General features: G+C 67.7%; 16 protein-coding genes. 6 read left to right on the top strand and 10 right to left on the bottom strand.

All coding sequences use genetic code 11. The annotated features are described in order from the left end of the window. Positions 1-58: 58 nt before the first annotated feature. From ACT3S2_RS07645 to ACT3S2_RS07635, 3 genes are all read right to left on the bottom strand, one after another. A complete protein-coding gene (locus tag ACT3S2_RS07645; RefSeq protein ID WP_444554389.1) occupies positions 59-1,300 on the bottom strand; it encodes an AAA family ATPase in 1,242 nt (413 codons plus the stop codon). Continuing rightward, positions 1,297-1,950, bottom strand: a complete 654-nt coding sequence (locus ACT3S2_RS07640; RefSeq protein WP_444554388.1) for a hypothetical protein — start codon at positions 1,948-1,950, stop codon at positions 1,297-1,299. Before ACT3S2_RS07640 ends, ACT3S2_RS07645 begins: the two co-directional genes overlap by 4 nt. A 147-nt stretch (positions 1,951-2,097) precedes the next feature. Then, a complete protein-coding gene (locus ACT3S2_RS07635) occupies positions 2,098-2,652 on the bottom strand; it encodes a hypothetical protein (RefSeq protein WP_444554387.1) in 555 nt (184 codons plus the stop codon). Between the two features lie 104 nt (positions 2,653-2,756). On the opposite strand from ACT3S2_RS07635, the gene ACT3S2_RS07630 reads away from it, so the two are divergent. Both ACT3S2_RS07630 and ACT3S2_RS07625 read left to right on the top strand, forming a co-directional pair. Continuing rightward, positions 2,757-3,560: a LysM peptidoglycan-binding domain-containing protein gene (locus ACT3S2_RS07630; RefSeq protein WP_444561490.1), complete on the top strand. Its 804-nt coding sequence runs from the start codon at positions 2,757-2,759 to the stop codon at positions 3,558-3,560. A 5-nt stretch (positions 3,561-3,565) separates the two neighbouring features. Further along, entirely contained in the window at positions 3,566-4,144 is a 579-nt protein-coding gene (locus ACT3S2_RS07625) for an Rv3235 family protein (protein ID WP_444554385.1), read from the top strand. Here the strand turns inward: ACT3S2_RS07625 and secA are convergent. The 7 genes from secA to mtrA form a co-directional block, all read right to left on the bottom strand. Beyond that, entirely contained in the window at positions 4,141-6,876 is a 2,736-nt protein-coding gene (gene secA, locus ACT3S2_RS07620) for a preprotein translocase subunit SecA (protein WP_444554384.1), read from the bottom strand. The genes ACT3S2_RS07625 and secA overlap by 4 nt on opposite strands. A 72-nt stretch (positions 6,877-6,948) precedes the next feature. Continuing rightward, positions 6,949-8,223: a winged helix-turn-helix domain-containing protein gene (locus tag ACT3S2_RS07615; RefSeq protein ID WP_444554383.1), complete on the bottom strand. Its 1,275-nt coding sequence runs from the start codon at positions 8,221-8,223 to the stop codon at positions 6,949-6,951. A gap of 28 nt (positions 8,224-8,251) precedes the next feature. Next, positions 8,252-8,935, bottom strand: coding sequence for a ribosome hibernation-promoting factor, HPF/YfiA family (hpf, locus tag ACT3S2_RS07610; protein WP_444554382.1), 684 nt, complete (start codon positions 8,933-8,935; stop codon positions 8,252-8,254). A 192-nt stretch (positions 8,936-9,127) separates the two neighbouring features. Next, positions 9,128-10,012 carry a ComF family protein gene (locus ACT3S2_RS07605; RefSeq protein ID WP_444554381.1) on the bottom strand — a complete coding sequence of 295 codons (885 nt, stop codon included), beginning with the start codon at positions 10,010-10,012 and terminating at the stop codon, positions 9,128-9,130. 40 nt (positions 10,013-10,052) lie between these two features. Next, positions 10,053-11,783, bottom strand: a complete 1,731-nt coding sequence (locus ACT3S2_RS07600) for an LpqB family beta-propeller domain-containing protein (RefSeq protein WP_444561489.1) — start codon at positions 11,781-11,783, stop codon at positions 10,053-10,055. After that, complete coding sequence (mtrB, locus tag ACT3S2_RS07595) at positions 11,776-13,728, bottom strand: MtrAB system histidine kinase MtrB (RefSeq protein ID WP_444554379.1); 1,953 nt, start codon at positions 13,726-13,728, stop codon at positions 11,776-11,778. Before mtrB ends, ACT3S2_RS07600 begins: the two co-directional genes overlap by 8 nt. Before the next feature lie 2 nt (positions 13,729-13,730). Next, positions 13,731-14,408 carry an MtrAB system response regulator MtrA gene (mtrA, locus tag ACT3S2_RS07590; RefSeq protein ID WP_444554378.1) on the bottom strand — a complete coding sequence of 226 codons (678 nt, stop codon included), beginning with the start codon at positions 14,406-14,408 and terminating at the stop codon, positions 13,731-13,733. A gap of 147 nt (positions 14,409-14,555) precedes the next feature. Between mtrA and ACT3S2_RS07585 the strand changes: the two genes are divergently transcribed. The 4 genes from ACT3S2_RS07585 to ACT3S2_RS07570 are packed head-to-tail and all read left to right on the top strand — an operon-like array spanning position 14,556 to position 18,700. Beyond that, complete coding sequence (locus ACT3S2_RS07585) at positions 14,556-15,860, top strand: hypothetical protein (RefSeq protein WP_444561488.1); 1,305 nt, start codon at positions 14,556-14,558, stop codon at positions 15,858-15,860. Between the two features lie 4 nt (positions 15,861-15,864). Beyond that, the gene (locus ACT3S2_RS07580; protein ID WP_444561487.1) at positions 15,865-16,545 is read left to right on the top strand and encodes a DUF4129 domain-containing protein; all 681 of its coding nucleotides are present in this window, start codon (positions 15,865-15,867) and stop codon (positions 16,543-16,545) included. Beyond that, on the top strand, positions 16,542-17,732 hold the full coding sequence (locus ACT3S2_RS07575; RefSeq protein WP_444561486.1) for a DUF4350 domain-containing protein: 1,191 nt from the start codon (positions 16,542-16,544) through the stop codon (positions 17,730-17,732). Before ACT3S2_RS07580 ends, ACT3S2_RS07575 begins: the two co-directional genes overlap by 4 nt. After that, entirely contained in the window at positions 17,684-18,700 is a 1,017-nt protein-coding gene (locus ACT3S2_RS07570) for an AAA family ATPase (RefSeq protein WP_444554374.1), read from the top strand. Before ACT3S2_RS07575 ends, ACT3S2_RS07570 begins: the two co-directional genes overlap by 49 nt. Positions 18,701-18,708 lie beyond the last annotated feature (8 nt).

The following is an 18,708-nucleotide window of genomic DNA, read 5'->3' as shown; positions in this document are numbered from 1 at the left end:
TGCGGTCTCGAACACCTCAAGACTAACCCGCGGACCGGTTAGCTCCCAATGGGCTGTATCAGCGATTGAAGAACCCTGCACGACGCCTGACTTCCACCGAAACCAGGGCCGCGATCCCGGCCCGCAGAACACTCTCGGGAGCCAGCTCTGCCAGCACGCTGCCCTGCAGCAAGGCCCGGTCCGCGGTGTCCGGTTCCCAGGGCAGCAGCCCGTCGATCCCGCCACCGGGACCAAAGCGCTCCCAGCTTTCCACCAGGGCCCGTTCCGGGGCGGGTCCGACCGCCGAACGACGCACCCGGTTGAAGACCACCCGGGGAGTCGTTCCGGGCAGGATCTCGCGCAGATCCTCGAGGCCCTTGATCATCCGGGGAACCCCGACGCTGTCGGCCGAGCCGACGGCGATGACCTCGGCCGCCGACTCCAACACGGCCAGGGCCGCACCATTGCGTTGCGGGGCGGACGTGTCATACGTCAGGTCCTCGTCGCGTTCGAGGAAGGAGGCGACATCGACGACCACCAGGTCGGCCCGACGACGCACGAAGTCCAGCACCCGGGCCAAGGCCCCGGCCCGCAGTTCGGGCCATCGTTGGGGCCGGGACAAGCCCGTGGCCACCCGGAGCGTTGTCCCTCCGACCGCGACCACGGCACAGGAGCGTTCGAACCCCGCCTCGTCGAGCATGCCCTGGTCCGAGAGCCGGCATAGTTGTGCCAGCCCCGCAGCCTCGTCGAGCAGCCCCAGATGGACGGCGACGCTGGCGCCGTAGGTATCGGCGTCGAGCAGCACGACCCGTTGGCCGTCCATGGCCGCTTCGGCAGCCAGGTTCACCGCAACCAGGGTCTTCCCAGTCGATCCCGCCGGGCCCCAGACCGCCAGGATCCGTCCCGGGGCCGGCTCCGGGATGTGCTCCGTCCTTGCGGGGGACTGCGCCCGGCGTGCACCGCGTGGCGCTGGACGGTGGGCGCCGGAAACCAGGAGTTCGAGCAGATCCGAGACCGACTGCTCCTGCGCGGTTTCCGGTTCCACGCCCAGACCGAGCCCGGCGAGCCGCCCGGCCTGGGAGGGTTCATCCGTGATGGCCACCGCCGGGACGCCGTGGAAGGACAGCTCGTCGGCGAATTCCGCATCGATGTCCATGGGCGGTCCCAGCAACAACGCGGCATCGGCCAAGCCGGATTCGGCCAAGGCCACGACCTCGCCCAGTTCCTCGCAGTGCCTCACGATGGTGACCATGCCGCGCAATCGTTCAAGACGGTCCGCCAGGTCCCCGGCCCGGCCCCAGACCACGACGGCGATACTCATCCGGCAGACCCTCCGCCGGCGAACACCACGGTCAGTTGCGCTTCATTGGCCAAGGCGGAAATCATCCCGGGCAGGTCCTCATCGGTCACGAGGAGCTCAACCACCTGCCCCGAGACCCCGCCGAAACCGGAATCGAGTTCGCGGATGGCACTGACCTCCACGGTTTCCAACAGTTTCTTCGGTTCCTGATAGGTCGTGGAGTCCTTGGCCCGTTCGGCGGCCCACACATCAACACGGGTGCCCACCGCCACCGCCACCGGCAGGTCCCGGGACAACTCGACGGAGAGGGGTTTGCGGTTCTGCGGGTCGCGGCCGCCCAGCGAGGCAAGGGGGACCAGTTCACCGCTGCGGATCAGCGTATTGGCCCGAAGATCCTCGGACGGGGCCTGCCGGGCGGTGAGGTATTGGTCCTGGACGGAATCCAGCCGCACATCGACAACGTCCAATCCGGAGGCTTCGATCTTCTCCCCCATGCTGATGTCCTGGCTGGCCACGTATACCGGCACCGTCTTGTTCTGCCAGGACAGCAGGGTGAGGACTCCGGCCACGGCGCCGATAACCAACAGGATGCCAACGATCAGCCGGGGATCCCTCCACCCGGGTTTGCGCAGTCTGCGCGCCGGTTGGCTGTGCTGTACATCGGTTGCCACGCTGCCTCTGCTTCCCGCCGACTGTGATGACACAGACCGCGTTGGTGGGAGAAGTTACGGTGAATGATTCCTCCCTACGCGTCAACACTAATGACTAAACCCCCACTACCCAAGGGGTGGGCCCGATCTGTGGATCGTCGGCGGCCATCAGCCCTCATGACGCAGGACGGAGATCGAGGCGAATGGCAGCAGGGCAACCGATCTGACCTCGGCGCTGCGACGGTACCCGTCGGCCGGATGCCGGGCCAGGCGCAAATGGTCGGCACCGGCATGATCCAGGGTCCCGGTCCCCAAGGCGGCCCCGTCCACGGCCCACACCGTGACCCGCGCCCGGTTGCGCACCAGTGAACGCAGGGCAGCACCCTGGCTGAGCCGGCGTCGTACCGCGGTCTGGTCCACGACCGCGGCACGCTCTCCGGCCACTTCGATCGACCTGATGCCGGGAGCCAACACCAGGTATTCGGCATGGCCCTCGAGCAGCGACAACCAATTCGCCCCCACATGCACCAGCACCCCGCGCAGCCGCTGACCGGAGAGCAGGTCCAGCGTGATCTCCGCGCCCGTCTGGCCGGCGAGATAGTCCCAGAGGCGCAGCTGGGACCGCTCGATCCGGACCATCTCCTGGATCTCCACGGTGCGCTCCCGCGCCCGGACGGCATTGAGCTGGGACTCCAGATCGGCGAATAGTGATTCCCAGCGCATGGGCCCACCCTATTCCCACCGATTTCCATTCGGCTCTGGACAGCGGGGATCCCGAGTGCCATGCTCGATCTCAATCAACACCAAATAACATCAAACTGCATCAAATGAAAAGAGTGATGGAAATGGTTCCAGGACCGACCGGTGACCCCCGGCAGACAGCCTCGGGGGTGAGCGGGGTCCTGATCGGACTCTGCACGATCCTGCTGTCGCTCTGTGCGGTGATCCGACTGTCCGGCGGACCCGAGTGGGGCGATGCGGCGACGCGCTCCCCCGCCAGCTGGGACCGCAGCGCCGCCCTCTGCTGCGTCGTGCTGGGGCTGGCGGTCATCGGGTGGTGGATTTTCAGCTTCCTTGCCGCCTGCCTCAGTGAATTCCTACGCCGGAGAGGACGGACGGCGGGCGCCGATCGCACCGCACGGCTTTCGCCGGTCTTCATGCGCCGGGCGGCGGCAGCCCTGCTCGGCACCCAACTCCTGATCGTCCCGGCCGCCCACGCCCTCGCACCGGTTCCCCCCGTCGCTGCCTCGTCTGCCACCTTCCGCATCGCGGTACCGGAGCTGGCACTCCAGGACCCACGGTCCACGGTGCCCACGGCGTCCTGGACCGAACGGCAGCTACCCACCCCCCGGTGGAATGCCGAACGGCCGGCAGCACCGATGGAGCGGCTGATGGGCAGTCCGGCCGATGCCCCCGCACCGGGAAGGACCGTGGTGGTCGGCGCCGGGGATTCCCTCTGGCGGATCGCCGCACGGATGGCCGGGCCCGGAGCCAGTGACGCACAAATCGCCCATGCCTGGCCCCGCTGGTACCACGCCAACCGGGATGCCATCGGCCCGGACCCCAACCTGTTGTCCATCGGAACCGTCTTGACCCGGCCTCCGGCCGAGTTGGACCACAACGGAAAGTAGGAGCCATGAGCCAGTCAGCACAACCGGAACCCCCGCCGCCGGGCCCCGTGAACGGCCCCGGGATCGGACCGGGGTTTTCCGCCGGAACACCGGAGGCAATGATCCGCCCCCTGCCGGTGCGCAAATTCGCCGATCTGCTCCCGGCAACCACACCCCGCTACCCCGCCAGCACTTCGAACGGGTCCGCTGCGGACCCCAGGGTTCCACCGGCACGGCACGACGCCGCGGAGGCGTCCCGGCGGGAGGAAGTCGCCCATGTGCAGACGATCGTGCGCATGGTTGCCCTGGCGGCCTTCGAATCGATGACGGGGGTCAGACCGGTCCACCAGCTGGCCCGCTGGCTCGAGGCCGGCCAGTACGAGAAGCTCCGTTGCCGGGTCGCCCTGATCAACGCGACCCGACCCGATGACGGAACCCGCTCCCGGCGCAACACCTCGATCAGACGGACCCGGCTCTGCCCGGTGGCCACCGGCGCCTACGAGGCGAGTCTGGTGGTGGCCGAAAACGACCGTGTCCGTGCCGCCGCTCTCCGGGTGGAGCGGCGACACGGACACTGGACCGTAGTCGATCTGCAGTTGGGTTAGCTGCGCTTGGCCTTCTTCGAGCGCCGCTCGGCCCGGTTGGCCTTGCCCTTGGTCTTGGCCGCCGCCGAGGCCGACCGCTCGACCCGGGATTCCGCTTCCCCGTCCTCACTGGGTGAGGTGTACTGCAAGGTCGAGGGAGGGGCCGGCGCATCCAGGCCGGGGGTGTTGAGCACCGGCGTCGTGGTGTTGGAGCGTCCGTCGGTGACCCCGGGCAAGGACACCGGGGTCGGTGCGGCGACCTCGACCTCGAGGTTGAACAAGAAGCCGACGCTTTCCTCGCGGATGGCCTCCATCATGGTCTGGAACATCACGTAGCCCTCGCGCTGGTATTCGACCAGCGGGTCGCGCTGGGCCATGGCCCGCAAGCCGATGCCCTCCTTGAGGTAGTCCATCTCGTAGAGATGTTCCTGCCATTTGCGTCCGATCACGCTCAGGACCACCCGGCGTTCGAGTTCACGCAGGTTCTCGGCACCGATGGCCCGTTCGCGTTCCTCGTACTGGACGCGGGCGTCGGAAAGGATTTCCTCGTACAGGAACTCCGGGGTGATGCGGCCGGGGCCGCCACCTTCTTCCAGGACCTCCTCGATGGTCAAGGCGATCGGGTACAACTGCCCCAGGTTCGTCCACAACTGCTTGAAGTCCCAGTCGTCGCCGTGCCCCGAGCTCGTCGCCTCGGACACCATGGCCTTGATGGCGTCCTCCAGGAAGTGCTGGACCTGCTCCTGCAGGTCGCCACCTTCAAGGATGCGCCGGCGGTCGCCGTAGATGGCTTCGCGTTGGCGGTTCATGACGTCGTCGTACTTCAGGACGTTCTTGCGCTGTTCGGCGTTGGTCGACTCGACCTGGCCCTGGGCGGTTTCGATGGCCCGCGACACGATCTTGGACTCCAGGGCCATGTCCTCGGGCATCGAGGGGTTGTTCATGATCCGCTGGGCAGCGTTGGCGTTGAAGCGCCGCATCAGTTCGTCGGTCATGGACAGGTAGAAACGGGACTCCCCCGGATCGCCCTGACGTCCGGAACGGCCGCGCAACTGGTTGTCGATACGGCGGGATTCGTGGCGTTCGGTGCCCAGGACGTAGAGACCGCCCAACCCGCGGACCTCCTCGGCCTCGGCCTTCACGCTTTCGCGGGCGGCGGCGAACACGTCGTCCCAGATCCGCTCGTATTCCTCCGAGTCGCGCTCGGGGTCGAGGCCACGGCGCTCCATGTCGGCGACGGCGAGGAACTCGGCGTTGCCGCCGAGCATGATGTCGGTACCGCGGCCGGCCATGTTGGTGGCCACGGTGACCGCACCCTTCTTGCCGGCCTGGGCGATGACGGCGGCCTCACGGGCGTGTTGCTTGGCATTGAGCACCTCATGGCGCACGCCCTCCTGGGCGAGTTTGCGGGAGAGGTATTCGCTCTTTTCGACGCTGGTGGTACCGATCAGCACCGGCTGTCCGGCGGCGTGGCGTTCCACGATGTCCTGGGCGACGGCATCGAATTTGGCGATTTCGTTCTTGTAGATCAGATCCGACTGGTCCTTGCGCACCATCGGTTTATTCGTGGGGATCTCCACGACACCGATGCTGTAGGTCCCCATGAACTCGGCCGCCTCGGTCTGTGCGGTACCGGTCATGCCGGAAAGCTTGGCGTACAGACGGAAGTAGTTCTGCAATGTGACCGTGGCCATCGTCTGGTTCTCCGCCTTGATCTCGACGTTTTCCTTCGCCTCGATCGCCTGGTGCATGCCTTCGTTGTAGCGGCGTCCCGCCAGCGTACGGCCGGTATGTTCGTCGACGATCATGACTTCGCCCTTGATCACGACGTAGTCCTTGTCCTTCTTGAACAATTCCTTGGCCTTGATGGCGTTGTTCAGGAAGCCGATCAGCGGGGTGTTGGCCTCTTCGTAGAGGTTGTGGATGCCCAGGTGGTCCTCTACCTTTTCGATCCCCGCCTCCAGCACGCCCACGGTGCGCTTCTTCTCGTCGACCTCGTAGTCGGTGTCGACGTCCAGGCGGGTCACCAGCCGGGCGAACTCGCTGAACCAGCGGTTCACATCCCCCTGGGCCTGGCCCGAGATGATCAACGGGGTCCTGGCCTCGTCGATGAGGATGGAGTCGACCTCGTCAACGATGGCGAAGTTGTGGCCGCGCTGGACGAGTTCATCCTTGCTCCAAGCCATGTTGTCGCGCAGGTAGTCGAAGCCGAATTCGTTGTTCGTCCCGTAGGTGACGTCCGCTTCATACTGCTGACGGCGCACCGAAGGATCCTGGTTGGCCAGGATGCAGCCGGTGGTCAGGCCCAGGAAGCGGAAGACGCGCCCCATCAGGTCCGACTGGTACTCGGCGAGGTAGTCGTTGGTCGTGATGATGTGCACGCCCTTGCCGGAGATGGCGTTGAGATAGGCAGGCCCGGTCGCCACCAGCGTCTTGCCTTCACCGGTCTTCATTTCGGCGATGTCACCCAGATGCAGGGCCGCCCCGCCCATGAGCTGGACGTCGAAGTGACGCATGCCCAACGTGCGGTCGGATGCCTCGCGGACCGCGGCAAAGGCCTCGGGCAGCAAGGAGTCCAGCGAAGCGCCCTCTTGGAAGCGCTTCTTGAAGTCCTCGGTTTCGGCCCGCAGATCCGCATCCGACATGGCCCGGAATTCGTCCTCAAGCAGGTTGATGGCCTGCGCGTATCCGCGCAGTTGCTTCAGGGTCTTCTTGTCGCCGGTCCGCAGGACGCGTTCTAGCAGTGATGCCACGTGGTAGCTCCAAATCTCAGGCACAGGAATTCTGGCTTGACCAGTCTACGGGAGACACGATCGGCGGCCCTTTCAGGTTCCCGCGCTTCGTGTCCCCACCGTATTGGCCAGTTCTAGGGAAAGGTTACCCTCCAGTTCGACCTGCACCGATTCCAGACCGAGCCATTCAGCCATCAGGGAAAGCTCGGACGCCAGTTCCCGGGCGGTTTCAGCGGGTGCCTCCGGTTCGGCGTGGCTGGATCTGACCAGGAGCACTCCCCGCGCCCGATCGGCCTTGAGATCCACCCGGGCCACGAGGTCCTGGCCCAACAGGAAGGGCAGGACGTAGTAGCCGTAGCGTCGTCGGGCGGCCGGGGTGTAGATCTCGAGCCGGTAGTGGAAACCGAAGAGCTCCTCCAGGCGCCGTCGTTCGAAGACCAGCGAGTCAAAGGGGCTGAGCAGCGCCCGGGCCCGTGCCCGGCGCGGTTTGAGAGCCTGGTGGTGGAGGTATTGGCGGCCGGGCCACCCCTGGACATCGACCAGTTCGAGCACCCCGTCCTCGACGAGTCGTTCCACGGCTTCGGCCGCGGCGCGGACCGGGAGCCTGAAGTAATCGGCCAGGCAACGCACGGTGCCGATGCCGTGAGCCCTGGCCGCGGCCTCGATCAGCCTGCGGGCGGAGGTGGAGCGCTCGGCGTCGGTGGCCGCGACGACCATGCCACCTCCGACCCCCTCGATCGCCCGCGGCGGCCCCGCACTGCGGGCCTGTGGGGGAAGGACCGTGGAGATGGGGGCATAACGCCGTTCGAACTGGGTGCTGCGGTTCACGGAGCCGACCTGCCCGAGGGCGAACATGGCTTCCAACGCCTCCTTCACCGAGGAGCGGTTCCATCCCCAGCCGGAACGGTCGATCACTTCATGGTGTCCCAAACGAGTCGCCACCTCACGGGCCGTCAGCGGCCGTGAGGAGCCCAGCAGGTCAAGGATCCGGTCGGCCAGTTCACCGAGTTCGGGACGATCGGGGGTGAAGCTGCCCATCCAGGTCCGTCGTTGCCACAGCAACAGGTCGGCGTGGTGTTCGGGCCGGATGAAGCTTGCTTCGTGGGCCCAGTACTCCACCATCCGCCGTGGCGACCGGGAGGACAACCGGTCCAATGCCGCCCGATCGTAGGGCCCCAACCGGGCGAAGAGCGGCAGATAGTGGGCCCGGGTCAGGACGTTGACCGAATCAATTTGCAACAATTGCAGGCGCTCAAAGGTCCGGCCCACCTGCCGGGCGGTCGCCCGGCGGGTGGGCCGTTCCTGATGAAGTCCCTGGGCCGCCAGCGCAATGCGCCGGGCCTGGGCCAAGGTCATCGATCGGGTCATGGAGCCCTTTCGGGCCCCGGAGCCGTCATCACACGGCGGCGCCCTGCGAGCCACGGTACTTCCGGGTCTCCACCGTCTCCTCGTCGGAGTGGTTGTCGTCGAGGGTGATCACCCCGTAGTTCCATTGCCGCCGGCGGTACACCACCGAGCTGGCCCCGGTGTCGGCATCGACGAACAGGTAGAACGGGTGCCCGACCAGTTCCATGCGGTCCACCGCATCGTCCACGCTCATGGTCTCGGAGGGGAAGACCTTACGGCGGATCTCGACCGGGCTTTCCTCGGCGGCTTCGGCTGCTTCGCGTTCCTGGTCCTGTTCCTGACGGGTTTGTTCATGCAGGGGCATGGTACTGCTGACCGGTTCTAGGGTCGACGTCGCCTGGAACACCGCCTTGGGTGTCTGCCGGCCGTGGTGGACCTTTCGCCGATCGCGGGCCCGCCGCAGCCGCTCGAGCAATTTGGCGAAGGCCGTATCGAAGGCCGCGAACTTATCGGCCGCCTTGGCCTCGGCACGGATGGCCGGGCCGCTGCCCACCACGCTGATCTCCACTGTCAGCTGGGCTTCGGCCTGCCGGGCGTTGGGTTCCTTGGTGACCTTCACGTCGAGGCGCTGGACCTTGCTGGCCAACTGCTCGATCTTGCCCGTCTTCTCATCCGCGTATTCGCGGAATCGATCGGATACCGTCACATTGCGCCCGGTGATGTGCATCTCCATGGTGTCCTCCTACTGACCTCGGGTGACACGACAGCGGCTGAAAGTCTCTCCTTTCAACCGCTGAAGATGGGTTCTTCTCCTCTTGGTGAGGTGCCCATACTCAACCGTAATCCAGCGCGCAGGTTAATCAAGCCTTCCCACCGTTCATTTCGTGATCCACGTCACTCGACATGTGGTCTGGCATCGAATTCCTCAGCGTCCCGGCCGGGATCCGGTGGGCGTGTCGCTCCCGTCGGGATCCGGGGCGCCCACCGCTGACCCGTCCCCGTGCCGCGGTGCAGCGGTCGCGGCCAGCACCACGGCACCCTCGACCCGGACCCCGGCGGCCTGGAGTTGGTGATGCGCCCGGGCCAGGGTGGCCCCGGTGGTCAGCACATCATCCACCAGCAGCACCGGACGGTCGGGGATCCCCCGCGTGCGACGCAGGACCAGTTGTGCGGCACTACCCGAGCGGGCACGCCGGCCCTTGGTCTTCTGCGCGGCCCCCGCCCATGGCGGTCCGGGGCGGACCCGCAGCATGCGGGCGAGGCTGGTCGACGGCGGCAACAGGGCCCGGCGCTGGATCCAGGTCAACAGCACGTCCACCGGGGCATAGCCGCGGCGGGCCCGGGCGATGCGGGTCGAGGGGATCGGCACCAGCACCACCCCGTCGTCAAAGCCCTCCCCGGCGACCCGCAGGGCCCCTGCCAGGGCCGGGCCCAACACCCCGGCCAAGGAGACCCGTTGGCGGTTCTTGAACGCCAGGACGGCGGCCGAGACCTCCCGGGCATAGACTCCCCCGGCCACCACGGCCAACGGTTCCCCCTTCGGATCCAACGGGAGGGACTCGGCCCCGTCCTGGGCCTGGAAGGGACGGACGGTCGCGGCCCGGAAGGAGCCCCGGCAGGACCGGCACATCACCACATCGGGCCGGCGGCAGAACACACAGTCGCTGGGCGCCGCCACCGAACCGAGTTCGGCCAGGGCCGACAGCGGCCCCCGGACCGAGGAGGAGAAGGCCACCGAGTCCAGGCGACGACCCCACCGATCGGGTAATGCCGGGTACTCCATGCCTTCATGGTCCCCGGGGCGGGCCATGTCTGGAAGGTCCGGACCAGCGGCTGTGGACAGCGGGCCGCTACCCCGGGTAGGCGAGCTGGGTGGCCTTGCCCTCACGCTTCTTCCAGGTGGAGAAGACCTGCGAGTAGACCCCGTCGGGGGTTTCGGCGTAGACCGTACGCTGGTCTCCCGGGCCGGCGGAGATATTGGTCATCCCCAACAACGGTTCCAGTTCCTTGGTGCTTCCATCCAGGGAGAGTTCTTCGGCCTGGACGGCCTTGGTGTCGCTGGGTTTCATCACCACCACGGAATCCGAGGAGTTCCACACCCCCCGCTCCACCGGAACCGAGGAGTCCAGCTTCAACGGATCGGTGAACCCGCGCGGGACGCCTTCGCTGTCACGGATGATGCCGGTGATGTAGACTCCGGTCGTGCCCTTGACCTTGGCGATCACCAGGGCCCGGGCCCCATCGGGGGAAACCCGCAGGGAGGTGACATCCGCCTTGGACATCCATCCGGCATTGACCTGGCGTGAGGGGCCGTCCTTCTTCGTGTCCGAGGGGGTCGCCCTGACCCGGGTGCGTCCGTCGTTGCCGACCGTCCACGTCCAGCCGTGGACGTCGATGCTCGGACGCAACAACTTCTGCCCGGTGGTCGCCTCATGGACCACCCCGGATTCGTCCACGGTGAACAGTTGGGTGCGCTTGCCGTTCAGGAAGGCAAAACGATTGTCCGCGGGAGACATGGCCGGGTCGCGGGGCTTATGCGAGGAGATGTCCTGGACCCCTCCCACGGGGACGACGCCGTTGCCCTGGTAGAACACCAGGGAATTGTTGGCGATCGCGATCTGGGTGTTCGGCACCGAGGCCTCGACGATGGCATCGGTGAACCCCTCGGCCACGCTGCCCAGGCTCACGGCCCGTTGGGCGACCGTCATCGTGACCGTGCTGACGTTCTGGATCTGGCTCAGCGTCAATTCGAGCTGCTGTTGCATCAGTTGTCGTTGCAGCTCGTTGGCATCGGTGAACGTCGCCTCGTTCAGGTCCACCGTGGCCCGCTTGGACTCCACCGGCACGGAGGCCCGCGCCAGTTCGCTGCCTTCGGGGAAGGCACTGCTGACGGCATTGCGCAGATAAGGGGCGGGGCCGGCCAACAGTGCGGCCGTGACGGTCGCGGACAGGCCCTGCCGCGTGGCGAACCACCGGTAGTCGGCCACGGCGTAGGTGTCGGTGGAATCGTAGAAGTACAACGGGTAGGACTTGAACACGATCGCGAAGCTTCCCTCGTCCATCATCGTGCCATCCGGGACCTTCGAGAGCCGCCATTGGCCGTCGACCTGGACCAGTTCGAAGTCCACCGACTTCGTGGTCCGTTCCTTCTTGCGTGTCAGGAGCCCGTATTCGTCGATGCTGGAGGTCTCCGAGACCTCCACCGTGTAGCTGCCTTTTTCGACATTCTCCACGATGTTGGGTTCGGAGGTATAGACGGTGGTCCGGTCCGCGGCCCGCCATTCCCGGGAGACATCCCGGGCCAGGTATTCGCGGGCCACGCTGTAATCGTCCTGCGGGTCGATGCCCGCGCGCAGGAACCCCTCGATGATCTGCTGCGGGGAAGCATCCTTGGTGGGCCCGGGAGGATCGAAGGCATAGGAGAAATCGGATTGGCCGGCGGCTTCGGGGGCACTGGTGCCCACGGGCCCCGACGTCGGGATCGAGGCACAACCGGTGATGACCAACAGGACCGCGACGAGGGCCCCGAGTACCCTGGTGACCCGGGCCCCGCCGCCGTGCCATGCCCTGTGCTTAAGCATCCTGTCCTCCCTGTTTCCCGGTGCCGGGCTCGTCGTCGGCAATGCTTCCCGGGTCCTGTTCCTCCGGCCCTCCCGCGGCAGCCCGGTCATCACCGTGGGGGTCCATCCGGTCCGGGGCGGCGGGCTGCTGGTCGTCGGGGTCCGGGGAGGGGGACACCGCGGTGGCCCGCTCGGCCGGTGGAACCGCCCGCAGGATCGAGCCGGGCAAGGCGAGGTTCCCGGTGGGCAGGGTGGGCAGGGTGGGCAGCGAGGCCGTGTACGGGGCGGGCTCCCCCATGCCCAGCGACTGGCCCAGCGCCAGCTGGGTATGCGGCATCAGGGGCAACGGCGAGGAACCGAGCAATTCGCCCAGATGCCGTGGCAACGTCAGCCGGAAGCAGGCTCCTTCGCCCTTCTCACCCCAGGCCTGCAGCCACCCACCATGCAGGCGGGTGTCTTCGGTGGCGATGGATAGTCCCAACCCACTGCCTCCGGTGGTCCGGGCCCGGGCGGGATCCCCGCGCCAGAACCTGTCGAAGACGCGCGAGGCCTCTTCGGGGTCCATTCCGATCCCATGGTCGCGCACGCTGACCGCGACCGCGTATTCATCCTGGCCGACGGTGATGTCGATCGGATTCCCGTCCCCGTGTTCGACGGCGTTCATCACCAGGTTGCGGATGATCCGTTCGATGCGGCGCGGGTCCATCTCCACGGCGCACCCCTCCTCGGGGAGGTGGACGCGCAATTCGGATCCGAGGTTCTCCGCATGCAGGCTCGCGGTCTCCACGACCCGCCGAACCACCGGAACCAGATCGAGGACCTCGGCATCCAGCAGCGCGGCCCCTGCGTCGAAACGGGAGATCTCCAACAGGTCGTTGAGCAGGGTCTGGAAGCGTTCGACCTGGTTGTAGAGCAGTTCGGCGGAGCGCCGGTTGATCGGGTCGAAGTCCTCGCGGGCGTCGTGGAGGACCTCGGCGGCCATGCGGACCGTCGTGAGCGGGGTGCGCAGTTCGTGAGAGACGTCCGAGACGAAGCGCTGCTGCATCTGCGACAGGGTGGCCAGCTGGGTGATCTGGTCCTGGAGGTTGGTGGCCATCCGGTTGAACGAGATCCCCAGCCGGGCGATCTCGTCCTCGCCGTGGACCTCCAGGCGTTCCTGCAACTGTCCGGCGGCCAACTTCTCCGAGGCCGAGGCGGCGGTGGAGACCGGGCGGACCACCAGACGCGTGGTGTACCAGGCGATGCCGCCGGTGACCAGGAGCAACAGCACCCCACCGATGGCCAGCACCCGGTGGATGAAGTCCAGGGTCTGCTGTACCGAATCCAGGTCGTAGACCAGATACAGGGCATAGTCGCGCCCGGGCGGCAACTGGACCGTGGTGCCGAAGGCCAGACCAGGGGTGTCGTAGCTGGCATGCGGGAAGCTGATCGATTCCCAATAGACCCCGGGGCTGTCCTTCACGGTGGTGGACAGGGTGTCGGGGATGACGGCATTGGTCAGTCCGCCACTGGCGGTGTTGGGGACATAGATGTTCTCGGAGCTGGGCAGCGGGGTCAGGATGAAGTCGCGTTGGACGCTGGCACCATCACCCTCGACCAGCTTCAACGTGTCATTGACGAAGGCCACGGTGCTGGAGCGGTCGGTGGTGGCCGCGGACTCGAAGTTGGATTTGACCTGGTTCAGGCCACGGACCGATTCCTCCTGGACCTGGTTGAAGCGTTCCTGGAACAGGCCGTCGGCGATCTGGTTCGACAGGAAGATCCCGGCCCCGAGCATCGCCAACGCGGAGAGCAGCACGGTGGTGGCCACGGCCCGCAATTGCAGCGAGCGCCGCCACGCGGTGACCATGCGTTTCCACCGGGAGCCCTCCCGGTCCGCCTGCGGGCGCAGCAGGAAGGCCCGGGAGACCGGCGGCTCCCCGTCGTCGGGTTCCGCCGCCGGGTGGTCCGCGGCGGAGGTCTCCATGCTCAGCCCTGTCCGGCCTTGTATCCGACTCCGCGCACGGTCAGGACGACTTCGGGGTTCTCCGGGTCGGTTTCGACCTTGGACCGCAGCCGCTGCACATGGACGTTCACCAACCGGGTATCGGCGGCATGCCGGTAGCCCCAAACCTGTTCGAGCAGCAGTTCACGGGTGAAGACCTGCCACGGTTTCCTGGCCAATGCCACCAGCAGATCGAATTCCAGCGGGGTCAACGAGATCGGTTCCCCACCCCGGGTCACCGAGTGCCCGGCCACGTCGATCACCAGGTCCGCGATCTTCAGCGTCTCCGGGGCATGCTTCTCCCCCGGACGCATCCGGGCCCTGACCCGGGCGATGAGTTCGGCCGGCTTGAACGGCTTCGGGACGTAGTCGTCGGCCCCCGACTCCAGTCCACGGACCACATCTGCGGTATCGGATTTGGCCGTGAGCATGACGATCGGGACATCCGCTTCGGCCCGGATCAGCCGGCAGACCTCGATGCCGTCCATGCCCGGCAGCATCAGATCCAGCAGGACCAGATCCGGTTTGACCTCGCGGAAGGTGTCCAGGGCCTGGGCCCCGTCGTAGCAGAAGACCGGGTCGAAGTCGTCGTTACGCAGCACGATGCCGATCATCTCGGCCAGCGCCTCGTCATCGTCGACCACCAAAACTCGGGCCTTCATGGCACCCCTCTTCCGTCTGAACGTCTCACTGGTGTCTCTTTGAACCTGCCCTCCACTATAGGGGTCAGCGGTGCGCCCCCTGCAGCGGCGCACCGAGCCCCGTTAGGCTGGTTCGGACACTGACGCGATGCGAGGGGCACCAACGGCATGACTGAATACCCACCCAACCCCGACGACCTGCCCGGTTCCGAGCCCGGTCAGGATGCCGGAGTGCCGGAGGGCGTCGGAATCCCGCCGGCTCCCGGGGGCTTCGAACCACCGGCGGCGCCCGGCTGGCAGAACCCACCGCAGCAGGGGTGGGGGGCCGCACCGGGCCAGGGCTGGGGCCACCCGGCCCCCGGCTCCTGGGGAGGACCACCGGGCCCCGGCGGAGGGATGCCGCCTCCCGGCCAGGGCTTCCCCCCGGCGGGCCCCTACGGATATGCCCCGCCGCCGAAGCCCGGGGTCGTCCCGTTGCGTCCACTCGGTCTCGGGGACATGCTCGACGGCGCCTTCCAGGCGGTCCGCCGCAATGCCGGTTCCACGCTGGGCCTGTCGGTGATCGTCCAGCTCTTCATCGGAACCATCAGCGCCCTGCTGGCCATCCCGTTGCTCACCGTCATCGCCGACCCCGGCTTCGCCGACGGTGCCGAACCGGATTTCAGCGCCCTGGCCGGATCCTTGATCACCATGGTCGCGGGCAGCCTGGCGGCCGGGCTGGCCTCGGTGTTCCTGATGATCATCGTCCAGGGGGCCATCACCATCCCCGTGCTGCGGGCGACGCTGAACCGCAAGACCCGCTTCGGGCAGGCCCTGCGGATCCTGCGCCCCTCGATCGGCAGGCTCCTGCTGGTCGCGTTGCTGTACCTGATCGCCGGGATCGCGGCGCTGGCCATCTGCGCAGGCATCGTGACCCTCGTGGCCTTCAACGCCGATACGGCCGCCACCTTCACCACGGCGGCCATCGTCGTGGTGCTGGCCATCCCCACCACGCTCTGGATCTCGATCAAACTGACGTTCACCGTCCACGCCGTCGTGGCGGAGAACCTGCCACCGCTGGCGGCCATGGCCCGATCCTTCGCCCTGGTGAAGTCCTCCTGGTGGCGGTGCTTCGGGATCCTGCTGCTGACCGGCATCATCGTCGCGATCATCACCAGCCTGATCACTTCCCCGCTGAGCATGATCTCCGGGTTGCTGGGCGGGATGCTGGCCCCCGAGGATCCGGCGGCCCTGGCCGGCCTCCTGGTCAAGATCGGCTTCGTCAGCACGATCCTCGGCGGTATCGCCGCGGGACTGGGCTTCGCCTACGAATGCTCGGTCACCACGCTGCTCTACACCGATCTGCGGTTCCGTCGCGACGGTTTCGACATGACCCTGCTGCGTGAATTCGACAGCGGCATCGATGCCCCGATCCCGGGCCTGCCGACCGTCCCCCCGGCGGGCAACTCCCCCGGCTACCCGGCGGGCCGCTGACCCGATGCCCTCCGCGCTGCCCCTCCTCCTGCAGGCCCCGCACTATCTTCCCGACCGGGACGAAGCCACCGGTGAGCTGACGCGGGAACTGGCCCGGCAGGAGTATGCCCAGGCGATGCCCAACCCCATCGTGGTCTTCCTGAAACAGGTCTGGGCCGATTTCGTCCAGTGGGTGGATTCCTTGAATGCGCTGGCCCCGAACCTGGGCTGGCTCGTGGTCCTGCTGGCCCTGGCCATCCTCATCACCCTGGTCGTCCTCTTCGCGCGCCCCCGGTTGCAGCGCCGGGCCCGCACGGCGCAGGAGGCCGGGGCCGAGGTGGACCTGGATGCCACCCTCGGCGCCGAGGACTACCGTCGACGGGCCGACCGCGCCTTCCTGGCGGCCGACTATGCCACCGCCGTCCTGGAGCGGTTCAGGGCCTTGCTGGCCCGGGCCGAGGAACGCACCCTGCTGGAGCCCCGGCCCGGACGGACCGCCACCGAAGTCTCCACCGCGCTCGGGCAGGCCTTCGCCGGCGAATCCCCGGCACTGCGGGAGGCGGCCAGGCTCTTCAACGCGGTGCATTACGGTCATCACGAGCCCAGCGCCGAGGACGCCCGCAACCTGACCACGCTGGAGGACCGCCTCTCCACGGCCACCCCCTCAGCCGCCCGGGCGGACCCGGCAGTGGTGGTGCCCAGATGAGTCGGATCAAGGATGGCGATCGCCTGCTGGCGGCCCCGCGTCCGGCCTCGGCCCGTTCGGTCTGGGCCGGCCGCTGGCGGGCCTGGCGGTTGTGGATCATCATCGCCGTGGTGGCCGTGCTCGCCGCCGTCTACTACGCCCTGGCCAACGGCCCCCACGACACCCGGGTCCTGAGCCCGCAGAACCCCGGCCCCGAGGGCGGGAAGGCGGTGGCACGGGTCCTGGCGGACCACGACATCTCCGTGGAACAACCCGACGGACTCGACGCCGCCCTGGCTGCCCTGCGGGCCGACGGCGGGACCACGCTGCTGCTCCACGACCAGGGCGGCTACCTGAACCAGGACCAACTCACCGAACTGGACGAGGCCGCCGGCCGGACCGTACTGGTGGAGCCGGGCTTCGATGAGCTCCGGGTCTTCGCCCCCTCCACCCGCCCGGCCGGCGTCGTCCCCGAGGAGGCCGACTCCCCGGTGGCTGCCGACTGCCCGGTTCCCGCCGTCGCCGAAACGCGTGAGGCCGCCGCCGGCGGGAAGAAGTACCGCGCCGCGAGGGGATGCTTCAACTACGGGGCCCGGGACCACGAGGCCTACGGCTACGTCGTGGAGGGGACGACGACGGTGCTGGGCAACCCGGCCTACCTCGACAACGGCCATGTCCTGGACTTCGACCATGCCCCGTTGGCCTTGCGCACCCTGGGGGCCGAACCAACGCTCGTCTGGTACCAGCCCACCGTGGCGGACCACGAGTTCACCGGCCCCGCGGCGAACCCCTTCGAACTGCTCCCGGATTGGGTTTCCCCGGCCTCCGGCTGGCTGCTGCTCCTGGGGGTCATCGCGATCCTCTGGCGGGCCCGCCGGGACGGCCCGTTGGTGAGCGAACCGCTTCCCGTCGTCGTCCCCGCCTCGGAGACCGCCGAGGGCCGGGCCCGCCTGTACCGGGACGCCCAGGCCATCGACGCGGCCGTCGCCGCCCTGCGGTCGGCGTCATTGGACCGCCTCGCCGTCCGCCTCCGGCTCGGGCACGGCAGCCGGGCCGATGACATCGTAGCCACTGCGGCCAAGGAGTCGGGCCTGCCCGGTTCCCGCCTGCGCCGCCTCTATTTCCCCGAAAAGATCACCGGCGAGGCCGGACTGGTCGAATGGGCCCAGGAATTGCATACCGTCGAAAAGGAGATCGGGATCCCGTGAGCGAACAAGTCAAAGAGGCCGATACGGTCCGCCAGGCGCTATTGGACGTGCGCCATGAGGTGTCCAAGGCCGTCGTCGGGCAGGATGCCACGGTCACCGGGCTCCTCATCGCCCTGCTGGCCCAGGGACACGTGCTGCTCGAGGGCGTGCCCGGGGTCGCGAAGACGCTGATGGTGCGCACCCTGTCGGCGGCGTTGGACCTGGATACCAAGCGGGTCCAGTTCACCCCCGACCTGATGCCCGGCGACGTGACCGGTTCGTTGGTCTACGACGCGAACACCGCCGATTTCAGTTTCCGTGAGGGCCCGGTGTTCACCAACATCATGCTGGCGGACGAAATCAACCGGACCCCGCCCAAGACGCAGGCCTCGCTCCTGGAGGCCATGGAGGAACGTCAGGTCAGCGTGGACGGGATCAGCCGGCTGCTGCCCGAACCCTTCATCGTGGCCGCGACGCAGAACCCCGTGGAATACGAAGGCACCTACCCGCTGCCCGAAGCCCAGCTGGACCGGTTCCTGCTCAAACTGACCATGGAGCTTCCCGAACGCGAGGACGAGATCGAGATCATCCGCCGCCACGGCGCAGGGTTCGATCCCCGCGACCTGGCAGCGGCGGGGGTCCGGGCGGTGGCCAGCGCCGATGACCTGGCGGCAGCCCGCCGGGCGGTGGCCGCGGTGACGGTGTCACCGGAGGTCATCGGCTACATCGTCGACATCGCGCGGGCGACCCGCAATGCCCCCAGCTTCCAGCTGGGCGTCTCCCCCCGCGGGGCGACCGCCTTGCTGAACACCTCCCGGGCCTGGGCGTGGCTCTCCGGCCGCGACTTCGTGGCCCCCGACGACGTCAAGGTCCTCACCCTGCCGTGCCTGCGCCACCGGGTATCCCTGCGGCCCGAGGCACAGATGGATGGGGTCGGGGCCGACGACGTCCTGCAGTCCATCCTGGCCACCGTGCCGGTCCCCCGCTAGGGCCCGGC

This window comes from Arthrobacter sp. AOP36-A1-22 (genome assembly GCF_052377615.1).
In the GTDB taxonomy this organism is placed as follows: domain Bacteria; phylum Actinomycetota; class Actinomycetes; order Actinomycetales; family Micrococcaceae; genus Arthrobacter_H.
This window is presented reverse-complemented; position numbering and strand designations above follow the sequence as displayed.

Excerpts from the sequence above, each read along its gene's own strand:
- ACT3S2_RS07635 (WP_444554387.1), bottom strand. The coding sequence starts at position 2,652 with ATGCGCTGGGAATCACTATTCGCCGATCTGGAGTCCCAGCTCAATGCC.
- ACT3S2_RS07615 (WP_444554383.1), bottom strand. The coding sequence starts at position 8,223 with ATGACCCGATCGATGACCTTGGCCCAGGCCCGGCGCATTGCGCTGGCG.
- ACT3S2_RS07585 (WP_444561488.1), top strand. The coding sequence starts at position 14,556 with ATGACTGAATACCCACCCAACCCCGACGACCTGCCCGGTTCCGAGCCC.
- mtrA (WP_444554378.1), bottom strand. The coding sequence starts at position 14,408 with ATGAAGGCCCGAGTTTTGGTGGTCGACGATGACGAGGCGCTGGCCGAG.
- ACT3S2_RS07630 (WP_444561490.1), top strand. The coding sequence starts at position 2,757 with ATGAAAAGAGTGATGGAAATGGTTCCAGGACCGACCGGTGACCCCCGG.
- ACT3S2_RS07645 (WP_444554389.1), bottom strand. The coding sequence starts at position 1,300 with ATGAGTATCGCCGTCGTGGTCTGGGGCCGGGCCGGGGACCTGGCGGAC.
- ACT3S2_RS07575 (WP_444561486.1), top strand. The coding sequence starts at position 16,542 with ATGAGTCGGATCAAGGATGGCGATCGCCTGCTGGCGGCCCCGCGTCCG.
- mtrB (WP_444554379.1), bottom strand. The coding sequence starts at position 13,728 with ATGGAGACCTCCGCCGCGGACCACCCGGCGGCGGAACCCGACGACGGG.
- ACT3S2_RS07580 (WP_444561487.1), top strand. The coding sequence starts at position 15,865 with ATGCCCTCCGCGCTGCCCCTCCTCCTGCAGGCCCCGCACTATCTTCCC.
- hpf (WP_444554382.1), bottom strand. The coding sequence starts at position 8,935 with ATGGAGATGCACATCACCGGGCGCAATGTGACGGTATCCGATCGATTC.
- ACT3S2_RS07625 (WP_444554385.1), top strand. The coding sequence starts at position 3,566 with ATGAGCCAGTCAGCACAACCGGAACCCCCGCCGCCGGGCCCCGTGAAC.
- ACT3S2_RS07570 (WP_444554374.1), top strand. The coding sequence starts at position 17,684 with ATGGGCCCAGGAATTGCATACCGTCGAAAAGGAGATCGGGATCCCGTG.
- ACT3S2_RS07600 (WP_444561489.1), bottom strand. The coding sequence starts at position 11,783 with ATGCTTAAGCACAGGGCATGGCACGGCGGCGGGGCCCGGGTCACCAGG.
- ACT3S2_RS07605 (WP_444554381.1), bottom strand. The coding sequence starts at position 10,012 with ATGGCCCGCCCCGGGGACCATGAAGGCATGGAGTACCCGGCATTACCC.